Annotated in this window: 13 protein-coding genes and 1 other annotated feature; all 13 genes read left to right on the top strand. The window is 29.3% G+C overall.

Features of this window, described 5'->3' with window-relative positions:
- The first annotated feature begins 1 nt into the window (after position 1).
- The 13 genes from rpmI (at position 2) to FGL08_RS09665 (ending at position 16,119) form a co-directional block, all read left to right on the top strand.
- Positions 2 to 199, top strand: coding sequence for a 50S ribosomal protein L35 (gene rpmI, locus FGL08_RS09725; RefSeq protein WP_138210602.1), 198 nt, complete (start codon positions 2 to 4; stop codon positions 197 to 199).
- Positions 200 to 224: 25 nt separating this feature from the next.
- Entirely contained in the window at positions 225 to 587 is a 363-nt protein-coding gene (gene rplT, locus FGL08_RS09720; RefSeq protein ID WP_138210601.1) for a 50S ribosomal protein L20, read from the top strand.
- A gap of 292 nt (positions 588 to 879) precedes the next feature.
- Positions 880 to 2,232 (top strand): TrkH family potassium uptake protein, encoded by a 1,353-nt coding sequence (locus tag FGL08_RS09715; protein ID WP_138210600.1) that lies wholly within the window; start codon positions 880 to 882, stop codon positions 2,230 to 2,232.
- 12 nt (positions 2,233 to 2,244) lie between these two features.
- Positions 2,245 to 2,904, top strand: a complete 660-nt coding sequence (locus FGL08_RS09710) for a potassium channel family protein (protein WP_138210599.1) — start codon at positions 2,245 to 2,247, stop codon at positions 2,902 to 2,904.
- Between the two features lie 19 nt (positions 2,905 to 2,923).
- On the top strand, positions 2,924 to 3,727 hold the full coding sequence (locus FGL08_RS09705) for a TrmH family RNA methyltransferase (RefSeq protein WP_138211319.1): 804 nt from the start codon (positions 2,924 to 2,926) through the stop codon (positions 3,725 to 3,727).
- A gap of 33 nt (positions 3,728 to 3,760) precedes the next feature.
- Positions 3,761 to 3,983: a binding site (T-box leader), on the top strand.
- Between the two features lie 75 nt (positions 3,984 to 4,058).
- Positions 4,059 to 5,078, top strand: coding sequence for a phenylalanine--tRNA ligase subunit alpha (gene pheS / locus FGL08_RS09700; RefSeq protein WP_138210598.1), 1,020 nt, complete (start codon positions 4,059 to 4,061; stop codon positions 5,076 to 5,078).
- Between the two features lie 43 nt (positions 5,079 to 5,121).
- The gene (pheT, locus tag FGL08_RS09695) at positions 5,122 to 7,500 is read left to right on the top strand and encodes a phenylalanine--tRNA ligase subunit beta (RefSeq protein ID WP_138210597.1); all 2,379 of its coding nucleotides are present in this window, start codon (positions 5,122 to 5,124) and stop codon (positions 7,498 to 7,500) included.
- 212 nt (positions 7,501 to 7,712) lie between these two features.
- Positions 7,713 to 8,642: a cell division protein ZapA gene (locus FGL08_RS09690; RefSeq protein ID WP_171012039.1), complete on the top strand. Its 930-nt coding sequence runs from the start codon at positions 7,713 to 7,715 to the stop codon at positions 8,640 to 8,642.
- A 99-nt stretch (positions 8,643 to 8,741) separates the two neighbouring features.
- Positions 8,742 to 11,093 carry a U32 family peptidase gene (locus FGL08_RS09685; RefSeq protein ID WP_138210595.1) on the top strand — a complete coding sequence of 784 codons (2,352 nt, stop codon included), beginning with the start codon at positions 8,742 to 8,744 and terminating at the stop codon, positions 11,091 to 11,093.
- Between the two features lie 27 nt (positions 11,094 to 11,120).
- A complete protein-coding gene (locus tag FGL08_RS09680) occupies positions 11,121 to 13,481 on the top strand; it encodes an endonuclease MutS2 (protein ID WP_138210594.1) in 2,361 nt (786 codons plus the stop codon).
- A gap of 31 nt (positions 13,482 to 13,512) precedes the next feature.
- Positions 13,513 to 13,992 carry a 2-thiouracil desulfurase family protein gene (locus FGL08_RS09675; RefSeq protein ID WP_138210593.1) on the top strand — a complete coding sequence of 160 codons (480 nt, stop codon included), beginning with the start codon at positions 13,513 to 13,515 and terminating at the stop codon, positions 13,990 to 13,992.
- Between the two features lie 47 nt (positions 13,993 to 14,039).
- Entirely contained in the window at positions 14,040 to 15,062 is a 1,023-nt protein-coding gene (locus FGL08_RS09670) for an alpha-hydroxy-acid oxidizing protein (protein WP_138210592.1), read from the top strand.
- A 217-nt stretch (positions 15,063 to 15,279) separates the two neighbouring features.
- Complete coding sequence (locus FGL08_RS09665; RefSeq protein WP_138210591.1) at positions 15,280 to 16,119, top strand: hypothetical protein; 840 nt, start codon at positions 15,280 to 15,282, stop codon at positions 16,117 to 16,119.
- Positions 16,120 to 16,137: the final 18 nt, after the last annotated feature.

Below are 16,137 nucleotides of genomic sequence, written 5' to 3'. Positions count from 1 at the left end.
TATGCCAAAAATGAAAACTCATAGAGGTGCAGCTAAGAGATTTAAGAAAACAGGAACTGGAAAGTTAAAAAGAGCTAAGGCTTATAAAGGTCATTTATTAACTTCTAAGTCTTCAAAAACAAAAAGAAATTTAAGAAAATCTGCATTAGTTTCTGATTCACAAGAAAAAGTAATGAAGAAATTATTACCATATTTATAATAGGTGTACTTAAGGAGGTAGTGAAATGGCAAGAGTTAAAAAGGCTGTAAACGCTCGTAAAAAACATAAAAAAGTATTAAAACTTGCAAAAGGTTACTATGGTTCAAGAAGTAAGTTATTTAGAACAGCTAATGAAACTGTAATTAGAGCATTAAATAATGCTTTCATAGGCAGAAAGTTAAAGAAAAGAGATTATAGAAAACTTTGGATAGCTAGAATAAATGCTGCAGCAAGAATGAACGGAATGTCTTATTCAAGATTCATGAACGGCATTAAATTAGCTGGAATAGATATAAATAGAAAAATGCTTTCAGAAATAGCTATTAATGATGCAAAAGCTTTTGCAGAATTAGTAGAAGTTTCAAAAAAACAATTAGAATCTAAATAGTAAATTTAAATGCAGCTACGGCTGCTTTTTTTTGTTTTTTTTAATATTAATTTGTGGTAGAATATAAGTTATATATTAAAATAAAATTATACATTAATGGAATAATAAATATAAATAACTATGATAGCTTCTCTACATTTTCTTTTAGGAAAATAAGCTATATAGTTTATGAAAGGAGTGAGTTTATAAGGCGCTAGCTTGCGCTATAGTATGTAGAGTTACTATAAGGTATGAGTATAATATATTATATTTATACAAATAAAATCTTTTAGATTTTATAAAGCATAGTTTTATGGAAAAAAGTATATTAAAACAACCTAAAAGAATTAAGCCAGTTCAGGTGCTAGCAGTAGGGTTTGCTAGTGTTATTTTTATAGGAGCATTACTATTAATGTTACCTATTTCTTCGGCTAAAGGAAATTGGACTAACTTTATAGATTGTCTGTTTACTTCTACATCAGCAACTTGTGTTACCGGACTTATAAGTGTAGATACAGGTACCTATTGGAGTTACTTTGGGAAAACAGTTATAATAAGCTTAATTCAAATTGGTGGTCTAGGGTTTATGTCTTTAGCCACTCTTATCTTTTTACTTTTGGGTAAAAAGATAACTCTAAAAGAAAGACTTGTTATGCAGGAAGCTATGAATTCATTCTCTATGCAAGGATTAGTTAAGATGTCTAAATACATTTTATTATTTACATTTTCTATAGAAGGTATAGGTGCATTAATATTATCAACTCAATTTATACCAAGGTTTGGTATTAAAAAAGGTATATATTATAGTATATTTCATTCTATATCTGCATTTTGTAATGCCGGTTTTGATTTAATGGGTAACTTTACTAGTTTAACTAATTATTCAAATAATACTGTAATAATACTTACAATTTCTGCTTTAATAATAACAGGTGGACTTGGCTTTTTTGTTTGGAATGAAATATATAGTAGAAAGAAACTTAAAAAATTTTCACTTCATACAAAGTTGGTACTATGGGCTACTTTAATTTTAATTGTAGGTGGAGCTATTTTAATGTTTTTATTTGAAATGAATAATCCGAATACCATTGCAAACAAAGGAGTAAAAGAAAAGATATTATCTTCAATTTTTGCTTCAGTTTCTCCTAGAACTGCTGGATTTAATTCTATTTCTACATCTGATATGAGCCTTTCAGGGAGATTTTTAACCACATTACTAATGTTTATAGGTGGTTCACCAGGTTCAACAGCAGGTGGTATAAAAACAACAACTATAACACTTTTAATTTTTACCTTACTGTCAGTTATAAAGGGTAGAGAAGATACTGAGATATTCAATAAAAGAATTTCAAAAGAAGTTGTGTATAAAGGTATAGTAATATTAATGATAAGCTTTCTTTTAATAGCAGGCGTTACTATGGCACTATGTATAACTGAGACAGGGTTTACTTTAGAAGAAATATTATATGAAGCTGTATCTGGCTTTGGAACCGTAGGGCTTACTTTAGGAATAACTACGAAACTAAGCAATTTAGGTAAAATAATAATTGCAATGACTATGTATTTTGGTAGGGTAGGACCTTTAACAATAGTCCTTGCACTTACAAATAGAAATGGAAATAAAGGTGGTATAAAATATCCAGAAGGAAAAATTTTAATAGGATAATGAGGTGGAGTTATGAGTAAAAAACAATATGTGGTCTTAGGTCTTGGGAGATTTGGTACATCTGTTGCAGAAACCCTATATGCTTTAGGTAATGACGTACTTGTTATTGATGCTGATGAGGAGCGTATCCAAAGTGTTTGTGATAATGTTACCCATGCTATACAGGCAGATGTTACAGATGAAGCGGCTTTAAGAGAAGTAGGGGCTAGAAATTTTGATGTGGCAATAGTAAGCATAGGGTCTGATATACAAGCTAGTATAATGGCCACAATACTACTAAAGGAACTTGGAATAAAAGAGGTTGTAGCAAAAGCTACTAATGCAATGCATGCCAAAGTTTTAAGAAAAATTGGCGCTAACAAAGTAATATTCCCAGAAAAAGATATGGGAGTGAGAGTAGCTCATGGTTTGGTATTTTCTAATATCTTAGAATATATAGAGTTATCACCAGACTACAGTATAGCAGAGTTTTTAAGTCCAAAAGAATGGCATGGTAAAAGTCTACAAGAATTAAACCTTAGAAGTAATTATGGCATAAATGTTATGGCTATAAGAAGAGGATCAGAAGTAGATGTATCTCCATCTGCAAATGAAACTATAAATAGCGGTGATATTATAATTGCCATAGGTAACATAGAAGATTTGAAAAAGATGGAAAATAGTATAGAGTAGAAGGAGTTTACCTGTGATATTGGATTTTATAGAAAGTAAGAATAATTCTCTTATAAAAGAAGTAAAAAAATTAAAAGAAAAAAAATTTAGAGAAGAAAAAAATTGCTTCATAGTTGAAGGTATTAGATTTACAGAAGAGGCTATTAATTCAAATTTTGAAATAGAATATATTTTTTTTGATGAAGATTCTTTACAAAAAAAAGAAGTGAAAAAACTTTTGGAAAATAGAAATTCTTTATTAGATAATAATACTAAAGTATATAAAGTTACGAAAGAAGTTTTTAGGATTATATCTAATACTGAAACTCCACAGGGTGTTCTTGCAGTAGTTAGAAATAAAGAAATACACATTAAAGATAATAAAGGTTTTTATATATTAGTTGATAGAGTTCAAGATCCAGGTAACCTTGGTACTATAGTTAGAACTGCTCATGCTACTGGGGCATTAGGTGTGATTTTGACGAAAGGTACTGTTGATATATATAATGAAAAAACCTTAAGGTCTACTATGGGATCTATATTTAAAGTACCTATAATTAGAGATGATGATTTAAGTTTTACCTTTAACTTAAAAGATAATGGCTTCAAGATAATAAGTAGCTCCTTGGATACAGATACAAACTTTTATAGTTTAAATTTAAAAGAAAATGCTATAATAGTAATTGGGAATGAAGGTAATGGTATTAGTGATGAGATATATTCTATTAGTGATATAAAAGCCAAACTTCCAATGGTTGGGGATTCCGAATCTTTAAATGCAGGAGTAGCAGCAGGAATAATGATGTATGAAGTTCTTAGACAAAATACATTTGAAAAATTTTAGAAAAGAATATATAATAGTTAATAATTTAATAGTATAAAGGCTGTGAAAGAGAGAGTAGATATAAAAAAGCTTAAAGGGAGGGCAGACCCTAGACTGAAAGTTTGCCTAGACATTTTTTATATTGAAGTTCACTCTAGAGCACTAATGGTGAATTAAGTAGTCATTAGCGGTTTTTACCGTTATATAGATAAAGTGGATTTAAATTAATTTTAATTAAATCAATTAGGGTGGTACCGCGACGAAGCTCGTCCCTTTGTGGGAGGAGTTTTATTTTTTTTGCAAAAAATTAAAACATAATAAAAAGAGACTTTTTATTAGAAGGAGGATTAAGATGAGAGAAAAACTAGAATCTATAAAAATCATGGCTTTGGAAGAAATACAAAGAGCGTGTTCAAAAGAAGAATTAGAAAGCATTAGAGTTAGGATCTTAGGTAAAAAAGGAGAGTTAACTTCAATATTAAGGGGTATGGGAGCGCTATCCAAAGAGGAGAGACCTGAAATTGGTAAACTAGCTAATGAGGTAAGGGAAAACATAGAAGAGGTTTTAACAAAAGCTATTAACCATATAAAGAATAAGGAGAAAGAGGAAAGACTTAAAAATGAAGTTATAGACATTTCTATGCCTGGTGTTAGAAAAGGAATAGGTAAAAAACATCCTTTAGAGCTAACACTAGATAAAATTACAAATATATTTATTTCTATGGGATTTTCAGTAGAAGAGGGACCAGAAGTAGAATATGATTATTATAATTTCGAAGCTCTTAATATTCCAAAAGATCATCCAGCAAGAGGAGAACAAGATACTTTCTATATAAATGAAAATTTAGTGTTAAGAACACAAACATCACCAATACAAGTAAGAACTATGGAAAATCAAAAACCTCCAATTAAGATGATAGCACCTGGAAAAGTGTATCGTTCAGATGCGGCTGATGCTACACATTCACCAATCTTTTATCAAATCGAAGGTCTTGTTATAGATAAGAGAATTACTTTTGCAGACCTAAAAGGTACTTTGGAGTTATTCACAAAGAAGATGTTTGGAGAAAATATGCAAACTAAATTTAGACCACATCACTTCCCATTTACAGAACCATCAGCAGAAGTAGATGCTACATGCTTTGTATGTGAAGGAAAAGGATGTAAGGTATGTAAAGGAAGTGGATGGATAGAGTTACTAGGTTGTGGTATGGTTCATCCAGAGGTACTAAAAAATTGTGGTATTGATCCAGAAATATATAGCGGATTTGCTTTTGGATTTGGACTTGATAGAATGGTTATGCAAAATTACGAGATAGATGATATAAGACTTTTATACGAAAGTGATATGAGATTTTTAAATCAATTTTAATAAATAAAATATAACTTAAAATGATAATACAGGAGGTTTAATTATGAAAATACCTTTTAAATGGTTAAAAGATTATGTTGATATAGATATTTCTGCAAAGGAATTAGGGGATAGATTAACTTTAAGTGGTTCTAAATTGGAAGAAATAATTGTGTCAGGAGCAGAAATAGATAAGGTTGTTACAGGAAAAATAGAAGAGATTAGAAAGCATCCAGATGCTGATAAACTTTCAATTTGCCAAGTTAATATAGGTGAGAAGGAAAATATACAAATAGTAACTGCTGCAACCAATATGAAAGAAAATGACATCATTCCAGTGGCATTACATGGTTCTACTCTTCATGGTGGAATGAAGATTAAGAAAGGGAAGTTAAGGGGAGAAGTTTCTAATGGGATGTTTTGTTCAGAAGAAGAACTTGGCATTGCAGATGGTAAGGTAATTGAAGGAATAATGATTCTCCCAGAAAATACGCCACTAGGAAAAGATATAAAGGATGTATTAGGGCTTCAAAGTATAATACTTGATTTTGAAATTACATCAAATAGACCTGATTGCTTAAGTATGATTGGAATGGCAAGGGAAACAGCTGCTACATTAGGAAGTGTATATAGTTTTCCTAAGTTATCATATACAGAGGACGTATCTTGTGATATTAATGATATAATTTCTGTAGAAGTTAGAGATGATAAGTGTAAAAGATATATGAGTAAGTATATAAAAGATGTTAAAATAGAGCCATCTCCTGAATGGATGCAAGAAAGATTGTTAGATGCAGGTATAAGACCTATAAATAACATAGTAGATATAACTAATTTTGTAATGGTAGAATTAGGTCAACCAATGCATGCTTTTGATAGAAGAGATATTAAAACTGGTAAAATCCGCATAGAAAAAGCTTTAGAGAACGAAAAAATTACAACTTTAGATGGGATAGAAAGAGAAATAAGCAAGGAAACATTATGTATAAAAGATGAGAATAGAATTCTTGCTATAGCAGGCATTATGGGAGGAATTGATTCTGAAGTTAAGGAAGATACAAATGAGATAATTTTAGAATGTGCAAGTTTTGATCCAGTGACTATTAGAAAAATATCATCAAAATTAGGTCTAAGAACAGAAGCATCAGGGAAATTTGAAAAAGAACTAGATCCTAATAATACAGAATTAGCCATACAAAGGGCTTGTCATTTGATAGAAGAATTAGGTGCCGGAAAAGTTGTTTCAGGGGTTATAGATGTATATAATGAAAAAAAGGTAGCTCATTCACTATCAGTTGACTATAATTGGATAAATGAATTTTTAGGTACAGAAATATCTAAAGAGGAAATGTCAAATATATTAAATTCTTTAGATATAAAAACAGAAGTAAAGGATAATATTTTGTTAAGTGAAGTTCCTACTTTTAGATGTGATTTAAATATAAAAGAAGATATAGCAGAAGAAATTGCAAGAATATATGGATATAACAATATAAATGCTACAATTCCTCATTGTGAAACTTTAAAAGGTGGTAAAAGTAAAAAACAATTATTTGAAGATAAACTTAAAAACTCTTTAATTTCTTTAGGATTAAATCAATCAATAAGTTATTCTTTTATCAGCCCGAAAGTGTTTAATAAAATTCTTTTACCGGAAGATAGTGAACTTAGAGATGCGGTTAGAATTAAGAATCCATTAGGGGAAGACTTTAGTATAATGAGAACTACTACAATAAGCTCAATTATGGAATCTTTAAGTAGAAACTATTCAAGAAGTAATGGAATAGTAAGATTATTTGAAGTTGGTAAAGTATACTTAAAAAATAAAGAAGAAGAAAAACTTCCAAAAGAAAATAATATATTAACTATAGGAATGTATGGTGATGTAGATTATTTAAATTTAAAAGGAATAGTGGAAGAATTGTTACAAGAACTAGGAATAGAAAAAATTTCTTTTAAAAGAGAGAGTGAGAATCCAAGTTTCCACCCAGGAAAGACTGCAGCGCTATATGTTCAAAAAGAATATGTGGGAGTTATTGGAGAGGTACATCCTGATGTATGCGAAAATTATGAAGTGGACGAAAAGGCATACATTGCAGAATTAAATATAGATATTCTACTTAAAAATTGGAAGGAAGATAAGAGTTATACCCCACTTCCTAAGTTCCCAGCAGTAACTAGGGATATAGCTATTTTTGTACAGGATGAAGTTCTAGTGCAAGAAATACAAGATACTATTACTAAAGCAGGCGGTAATCTATTAGAAAGCATAGAATTATTTGATATTTATAAAGGTAAACAAATTCCAGAAGATAAGAAGAGTATTGCATATGCTCTAAGTTATAGAGTACCTGAAAAAACACTTACAGATGCAGAAGTAAATAAGGTTCATAATAAAATAGTTAGGGCCTTAGAGCATAAGTTAGGTGCAGAATTAAGATAGCAATATGCATAATTAAAAAATAAAAATTTAAATAACTCTATAAAGTAGCAAATTAATACAAATTCGAGAGAACTTGATTAAATAGTTACTAAATTATAGAGTTATTTTTATTTTGTTAAAGTATAATTGCATCATAAATGTTATTTTATAGTTTAATATATGTTAGTTATATGTTAGAATATATGTTAATAATGCATATATGGGGTGTTTCTATGAACATTATATCAGTTAAAATTGACGATTTTGAATACTCATTAAAAGGTTCTGAACAACCAGAATATTTATATAAAGTAGCTGAATATGTAGATGAAAAAGTTAAAGCTGTAAAAGAGAACAATCCCAAGCTGGGAACTAGTAATGCAGCTATACTTGCAGCATTAAATGTAGTAGACGATCTTTTTAAATTTAAAGCAGAACAATCAGGATTAGAAGAAAAGTTAAACAAAAAAGAAGAAGAAGTTAATAAGATTTTAGAAAAGTATAATGAAATTATGAAACAAAATCTCGATATTAGAGAAGAAAATAACGCATTACAGGAAATCATAGCCTCCTTGAGAGAAGAAGGTAAAAGCTTTAGTGCAAAACTTAATATTATTGAGAAAGATAAAAATGATTTAGAAAAAGTTATTAACAATATTAAGTTGCAAAATAGTGGATTGCAAGAAAAAGTTCAAGAATTACAAAAACAAGTTTCTGAAATGGATGAACAGAATAAAAATCTCAATTTAACTATTAATGAGCTTAAAGATAAGAATGATGTTTTAAATAATAAGAATAAAGATTTAAAAGAAACGAAGGATAAATTGCAACAAAGCAATGAGTTACTACATAAAGATCTTAATGAAAAAGAAGAAGATATTAAATCATTAAAATCAAAGGTAGCAATTGAGAGTAAGGAAGAAATAGAGTCTTTAAAATCTCAAAATGAACTTTTAAAGAAAAAAAATTATATATTAGAGAATCAATCAAAGGATCAACTACTACAAATAAAAATGCTTAAACAAAGTAGCAAAGATGCAAAATTCAATCTACAAACATATAGATATAAAGTGTTAGATTTAGAACAAAGACTGCAAGAAAATCAGATTTATTTAGCTAAAGAAAGAGTACGAAAAGAACCGTTTAAAAAGAATAGTATATAATCTTAAAAGTACAGTTAAAACTGTACTTTTATTTTATTAACAGTAGATTTGGTGTATAATAGTGTATTATAGACAAGGGAGACTAGGAGAAAAATATTTATGAAGAAAATTGAGTTATTAGCACCAGCAGGAACTATGGAAAGTTTAAAAGCCGCAGTGCAAAGTGGTGCCGATGCTGTTTATTTAGGTGGAGATAAATTTTCAGCTAGAGCCTATGCTACAAATTTTAATGATGAAAATATGAAATCAGCCGTTGACTATTGTCATTTTTACGGAGTAAAAGTTTATGTTACTATAAATACTCTTTTAAAAGAAGGTGAGGTAACAGAAGCTTTAGAATACGCTAATTTTTTATATAATATAAATGTTGATGCCGTAATAATCCAAGATTTAGGTCTGGCATATTTAATTAAGAACCACATAAAAGGATTGGAAATACATGCATCAACACAAATGACTATACATAATGGTGAAGGTGCTTTATTTTTTAAGGAAAAAGGATTTAGTAGAATAGTACTTTCAAGAGAATTATCTTTAGACGAAATAAAATATATATCTGAGGATTTAGGAATTGAAACAGAAATATTTATACATGGTGCTTTATGTATATCATATTCTGGACAATGTCTTATGAGCAGTATAATAGGTGGAAGAAGTGGTAATAGGGGAAGATGTGCTCAAACTTGTAGAATGCCTTTTAAGCTTATAAATAAAACTAAGAATATAGAAAAAGAAGGATATATAATGAGTCCTAAGGATATATGTACTATAGAGAATATAAAAGAAATTATAAGTAGTGGTGCATCATCTTTAAAGATAGAAGGAAGAATGAAAAGACCAGAATATGTGGCAGGCGTTGTTAAGGCATATAGAAAAGCTATAGATGAATATTATAACAATTTAGAAACTCCGAAACAGGAAGAAAAGAAAATTTTAAGTCAACTTTTCAATAGAGAAGGCTTTTCTAAAGCATATTTATTTGGTAATTCTGGTAAGGATATGATGGCTTTTAATTTTCCTAAAAATACAGGTATTTACTTAGGCAAAGTAGAAAATGATAAGAGCATAATATTAAAAGAAAAATTAGACATAAAGGATGGTATAAGGGCTGGAGAGGATGGATTCATCGTATCTGCAATAATTAAGGACGGATGTGAGGTTAAAACAGCAAAACTTGGTGATAAGGTAAAGCTTAAGCCAAATAAATATAAAAAGGGTGATAACCTATATAAAACTTCAGACAATGAGCTTTTAGAAAGATTAAGTAATTATCATAAAAATATATATAGAAAATATTCCTTAGATATAGAAGTTAGTTTTAAGATAGGATATCCTATAAATTTAAAATGTAATTTTATGAATAAGGAATTTGAAATTAATGGTGAGAAGGTACAAAAAGCTTTAAATAAGCCCTTACATAAAGATAAAATAGTTAACAACTTAAGAAAAACGGGAAATACGGCTTTTGAAATAAAAGAAATTATTTTTAAGGATTTTGAGGATGGTTTTTTAAGTCTATCTAATATTAATGATATTAGACGTGAACTAATAGAAAACATAGAGAAGAATTTACAACCGGTAAATATCATTGAAAATAAATTAGATATGGAACAGGTGTATAAAGAAAAAAGTTTTAAAGGAAAGGAAAATCAATCTATTCCTTTATTGGTTTGTGTAAATGATTTAGATCAATATAAAGCTTGTGTGCAATTGGGTATAGAAGATATTGGAGTTAATGTATTTAATAAGTTTAATAATATAGGCTTAGATAAGATTGACAAAAAAATATTTTTAAAAGTTCCTAACATTACAAAGGATAGGGAATGGAAATACGTATGTGGAGTTATAGAGAGATTCATGCCTAAGATAAAGGGGATTATAACTTCAAATTTTGGATTAATAAATAAGTTCAAGGAAAGAACCTTGGTTTTATTAGATTATAAAGCCAACTTATTTAACTCATATTCTTATAAGTTTTTAGAGAATCAGGATTTAATTTATATTAGTGCAGAATTAAATAAAAAAGAGATAAAAGATACTTTTAAGAAAGCACCATCACATAATAATTTGGGAATTGTGTTATATGGAAAGTATGAGCTTATGATAAGTGAATACTGCCCTATAGGAGCTTTCTACGGAAATAAGACCAATAAAAGCTCTTGTAATGAAAGTTGTAGAGATGGAAGATTCTATCTTAAAGATAGAAAAAATGAAGAGTTTTTAGTTAGTACAGATAAATTTTGCAGGAGTTATATATATAATAGCTCCACAACTAACTTAATAGATAATAAAGAAGAAATATTTAACATGGGAATTAAAAATTATAGAATAGACTTTACTGATGAAAGTTTTAATGAATGCGTAAAGGTGTTAAACTATTTCTTAGGAAGAGGAGAGGAGTTACCTTCATTTAATTACACTAAAGGCCATTATAAAAGAGGTGTAGAGTAGATAAAAATTTATAAAGGTGGTTTTAGTATGAATAAAAAAGGACTTAAGGTTTTAGAATTTTATAAAATTAAAGAAGAAATAAAAAGATATATTCACACTGGTGCGGGAAAAGACTTATTAGAGAAATTAGAACCATATAATAATATATATGAAGTAAAAGAACATTTAAAAGAAACAGAAGAGGCACTTCAACTTATAATAAAAAAGGGTAATCCACCTTTCGAAGGCATATATGATATTAGAGAAGACTTGATTAGGGTAGAAAAAGGTGCAAGTTTAATGGCTGATTCTATTCTTAAAGTTGCTCAAATGTTAAAAAGTTCTAGGAATTTTATAGAGTATATTTCTCATAAAGAAGAGGAAGAAGGTTATAAGATTTTAGAAGATATATGTAGTGGCATTGTTCCTTTAAAAAGGATAGAAGATAAAATATTTAACGCTATAATAAGCGAAGAAGAAATTAGTGATAGAGCCAGTGAAAAATTATTTAGTATTAGAAAATCATTAAAAGAAAAAAATAATTCTATTAAAGATAGAGTTAATTCAATGGTTAGACAATACTCAAACTATCTTCAAGAATCTCTATATACTATAAGAGGAGATAGGTATGTAATACCAGTAAAATCAGAAAATAAAGGTCAGGTGCCAGGGATAGTTCACGATCAAAGTTCTTCAGGGGCAACTTTATTTATTGAACCAATGGGACTTGTAAATTTAAATAATGAAATAAGAGAGTTAAAATTAAAAGAAAAAGCGGAAATTGATAGGATATTGGCTGAGTTATCAAGAGAGATTTATAACAATATAAAGGTAGTTAAAAATAATGCTAGTATTATTTTTGAATTGGATTTTATATTTGGAAAGGCTAAATATTCTAGTAGTATAGATGGGATTAAGCCTGTAGTTAATGAAGATGGAATAATAGATATTATAGAGGGGAGGCATCCTCTAATTGAAAGAGATAAAGTAGTTGCAAACAGTATTTACCTAGGAAAAGAATTTACATCCTTAATAATTACAGGACCTAATACAGGTGGTAAAACTGTTACCTTAAAAACTTTAGGACTTATACAAATTATGGCTTTAAGTGGTATACTTATTCCAGCAAGGGAAAATTCCATAGTGGGGTATTTTGAAGAGATTTTTGCAGATATAGGTGATGAACAAAGCATAGAGCAAAATCTATCAACTTTTTCTTCTCATATGACTAACATAGTTAAGATAATTGATAAGGCTGACCATAAATCTCTAGTTTTGTTTGATGAACTTGGAGCAGGTACTGACCCTACAGAAGGGGCAGCTTTAGCAGTAAGTATTTTAGAGGAATTAAGAAAAAGAAAATCAAAGATATTAGCAACAACTCACTATAGTGAAATAAAGGCATATGCACTTAAAACTATTAATGTAGAAAATGCTTCCGTGGAATTTGATGTAGAGACTTTAAGACCTACATATAAACTTTTAATAGGGGTGCCAGGGAAGTCTAATGCTTTTGAGATATCTAAGCGTTTAGGATTACAAGAATATATTATTCATTCAGCAAAAAACAATATTTCTGAAAATAATATAGAGTTTGAAAGCCTTATACAAAGTCTTCAAGAAAAAAATATTCTAGCTGAGAAATATGCAAGAGAGAGGGAAATACTAAAGGAAGAATCTGTAAGATTAAAGGAAAAATATGAGGAAAAATTATTTAAGCTTGAAAATGTAAGAGAAAAAACTATACAAGAAGCCAAAGTTGAGGCAAAAAGGCTTATAAAAGATGCAAAAGCAGAAGTAGAAGATGTTTTAAAAGAAGTAAGAAGATTGGAAACATCTACTGATCTTAAAGATGCTAGAAATAGGTTGGAAAATGAGAGAACTAGAGTAAAGGATAGATTAAATAAGCTTGAAACTGTTAGAGGAAAAGAAAGAGAAAAAGGTAATTTAAAAGATGTAACCATAGGTGATGAAGTAACATTAATTAGGTTAAATCAAAAAGTTACTGTACTTACAAAACCAGATAATAAAGGCGAAGTGCTAGTTCAAGCAGGAATAATGAAAGTAAGTGTAAAGTTAGAGGAACTAAAATCTATAGAGGGTAATGTTAATATAAAAGAGAATAAAAAGGCTGCTAAGAGAGAAGCAAAACTTAGGATGAGATCTGTATCAAGTTCAGTAGATTTAAGAGGTATGGATTCAGAAGAAGCCTTGTTTACTGTGGATAAATATCTAGATGAAGCATATTTAGGTGGACTGGGAGAAGTTTCTATAATACACGGTAAGGGAACAGGTATATTAAGAAAATCTGTTCAAAATATGTTAAAAACCCATAATCATGTTAAATCATATAGATTAGGAGAATATGGAGAAGGTGGTATAGGCGTAACCATAGCAGTGTTAAAATAGAGAGGTAAAATGAATGAGAGGTAAAATTTAAATGATACTAGTTAGTGCTTGCTTATTTGGTGTTAATTGCAGGTATGATGGGAAAAATTCTCTTAGCGAACAGCTAAGAGAATTTTTAAAAAATCATGACTTTGTTTTAGCTTGTCCAGAAGAACTTGGAGGAAAACCTACCCCAAGAGAACCAAATGAAATTATTAATGGTACAGGAAAAGATGTTCTAGAGGGAAAGGCAAGGATAAAATCTAAAAAAGGAGAGGATTCTACAGAAGAATTCTTAAAAGGAGCATACAAAGCTTTAGAGATTGCAAAAGAAAATAAATGTGAATTTGCAATTTTGAAGAGCAAAAGTCCCTCTTGTGGATATGGAAGAATATATAATGGAGAGTTTAATGGTGATAAGATTAGAGGTAATGGTGTAACGGCAGAACTTCTTTCTCAAAATGGAATTAAGGTATTTACTGAGGAGAATTTAGAGGAGTTTTTTAAAGAGTACGAGATGCATAAAAGTTAAACAATATATAATTAATATATAGGTAACAATTTTAGGAGGGGTTATATATGGATTATAAAGAAACATTAAATACTGCTAGGGAAAATTTAAATGGAAGTTGTAAGGTTTGTAAAATATGTAACGGTGTAGCCTGTTCAGGGGAGGTACCTGGTATGGGGGGGCTTGGAACAGCTTCATCATTTAAAAATAATGTTGAAAGTCTAGCTAAGGTTAAATTGAATATGAGAACAATACATGATGCTAAGGATCCTAATATGGAATTAAAACTTTTTGGAAGGAATATGAGTATACCTGTATTTGCAGCTCCTGTATCCGGCACGATATTAAATATGGGAGGGAAATTTAAAGAGGAAGATTACATATCCTGGGTCATAGATGGATGTCTTCAATCAGGGGTATATCCAATGGTAGGAGATACTGCAGTAGACTCATTCTTAGTTACTAATTTAGAAGAATTAAAGAAAAGAAAAGGTAGAGGAATAGCATTTATAAAACCTTGGGAAAATAGTAGTGTTATAAAGAAGATAAAAACGGCAGAACAAGCAGGAGTTTTTGCAGTAGGGATGGATATAGATGCTTGTGGACTTATAACACTTGCATTACATGGTAAACCAGTTATGCCTAAAAACTTAGAAGAAATAAAAGAAATTATAAATAGTACAAAGCTTCCCTTTATTATAAAAGGAATAATGACTCCAGATGAGGCTAAGTTAGCTGTAAAGGCAGGGGCAGATGCCATAGTTGTATCTAATCATGGAGGAAGAGTTTTAGACCATACACCAGGTGTAGCAGAAGTATTGCCTGAAATCGCAAAAGCAGTAAAAGGAAAAGTGAAAATTTTTGCTGATGGTGGAGTTAGGACTGGGGTAGATGTATTAAAATTTATAGCACTAGGTGCAGATGCGGTACTCATCGGAAGACCATTTGTTTGGAGTTCTTTTGGAGGTGGCATTGAGGGGGTAAAATCTTACTTAGATAAGATAAAAGGAGAATTAAAATCAGCTATGATTCTTACAGGCTGTAAATCTATAAGTGATATAGATGATAGTATAATATATAAATCTAAATAATGTAAAAATATTTAGATAGGCATTAAAGTTTAAAAAATGATTTTAATTAAAATTGCACTTAATCTATTAGAAAATTGAACTTAGAGATTAAGTGCATTTTATATAGCCTTAAATATTAGTTAGAAAATTAAAAAAATAAATAACAATGAATCTTTCATTATTTAAATATTTTTAGTATAATAATCTATAAAACAGAGACACTAACAGGAGGTAGAAAATGGGGTTTTATGAATTGGCTTCAAAGGACCAACATAAGGAATTTAAAAAATATGCAAAATTCGGTGAGAAAATAAAAGTTTCGGCACCTCTAGAAGTTAAAGGGAAATTATATAAAGAAGTTATATTTTATAAAAAGTTTTTGGCAGGTATTTCTGGAGGAGTAGCAGGGGGTGTTTTTTTAGATTCTGATAATAAAAAGGTAGAAGATGAAGATATAGTAAAAGATCTCGTTAACCTCTCATATTTTGCAGAAGTGTTATGTGATGATGAAAGCAAGATAGCTTTAAATAGAGCATTAAAGGTTGAAGGTGATTTAAGGAAGGATGAACAGGATCTACAAGATATAAAGCAAGCTTTCCTTATATTATATAAAGAAGGTATTTTTAAGGAAGGAGAAGGCTTAGAATTAGAAAATATCATAAAAGAATTTTATAAATTAAGAAAAGAAAATAATGAACTGATGAAAAATCTTTTAGATAAGTCTAAGGAGATTACAGCTAGAGATGGAGGTATAAATGATAAGTTTGTAAATTCTATTTATGATGAATATATGGAAGTTCTGGTTAAAAACTTTATGAAAATAAGACATCTACTTACGGGAAAACATCTATACAATGATCTATATGATAAATTAAAAAAGTATAAGAAAAAATTTAAAGTTAAATTGAGAAGTGATAATATGAATCTTCTAAATAAACTTGAGTATACTATGTTGTACTTTATTAAAATACTTAATACCTACGAACCTGTTCTCTATATGAATAAATCTCAGTATGAAAGACATCTTAAAAATGTAGAAAAAGATAATATAGGAATAAGAACTAAAATTATAAGATAGAATAATAAAAAATCCCCA

This window comes from Hathewaya histolytica (assembly GCF_901482605.1).
In the GTDB taxonomy this organism is placed as follows: domain Bacteria; phylum Bacillota; class Clostridia; order Clostridiales; family Clostridiaceae; genus Hathewaya; species Hathewaya histolytica.
The sequence above is the reverse complement of the archived record's forward strand: the minus strand, read 5'-3'. Positions and strand labels throughout refer to the sequence as shown.

Excerpts from the sequence above, each read along its gene's own strand:
- FGL08_RS09680 (WP_138210594.1), top strand. The coding sequence starts at position 11,121 with ATGAATAAAAAAGGACTTAAGGTTTTAGAATTTTATAAAATTAAAGAA.
- FGL08_RS09690 (WP_171012039.1), top strand. The coding sequence starts at position 7,713 with ATGAACATTATATCAGTTAAAATTGACGATTTTGAATACTCATTAAAA.
- FGL08_RS09670 (WP_138210592.1), top strand. The coding sequence starts at position 14,040 with ATGGATTATAAAGAAACATTAAATACTGCTAGGGAAAATTTAAATGGA.
- rpmI (WP_138210602.1), top strand. The coding sequence starts at position 2 with ATGCCAAAAATGAAAACTCATAGAGGTGCAGCTAAGAGATTTAAGAAA.
- FGL08_RS09685 (WP_138210595.1), top strand. The coding sequence starts at position 8,742 with ATGAAGAAAATTGAGTTATTAGCACCAGCAGGAACTATGGAAAGTTTA.
- rplT (WP_138210601.1), top strand. The coding sequence starts at position 225 with ATGGCAAGAGTTAAAAAGGCTGTAAACGCTCGTAAAAAACATAAAAAA.
- FGL08_RS09710 (WP_138210599.1), top strand. The coding sequence starts at position 2,245 with ATGAGTAAAAAACAATATGTGGTCTTAGGTCTTGGGAGATTTGGTACA.
- FGL08_RS09715 (WP_138210600.1), top strand. The coding sequence starts at position 880 with ATGGAAAAAAGTATATTAAAACAACCTAAAAGAATTAAGCCAGTTCAG.
- pheT (WP_138210597.1), top strand. The coding sequence starts at position 5,122 with ATGAAAATACCTTTTAAATGGTTAAAAGATTATGTTGATATAGATATT.
- pheS (WP_138210598.1), top strand. The coding sequence starts at position 4,059 with ATGAGAGAAAAACTAGAATCTATAAAAATCATGGCTTTGGAAGAAATA.
- FGL08_RS09675 (WP_138210593.1), top strand. The coding sequence starts at position 13,513 with ATGATACTAGTTAGTGCTTGCTTATTTGGTGTTAATTGCAGGTATGAT.
- FGL08_RS09665 (WP_138210591.1), top strand. The coding sequence starts at position 15,280 with ATGGGGTTTTATGAATTGGCTTCAAAGGACCAACATAAGGAATTTAAA.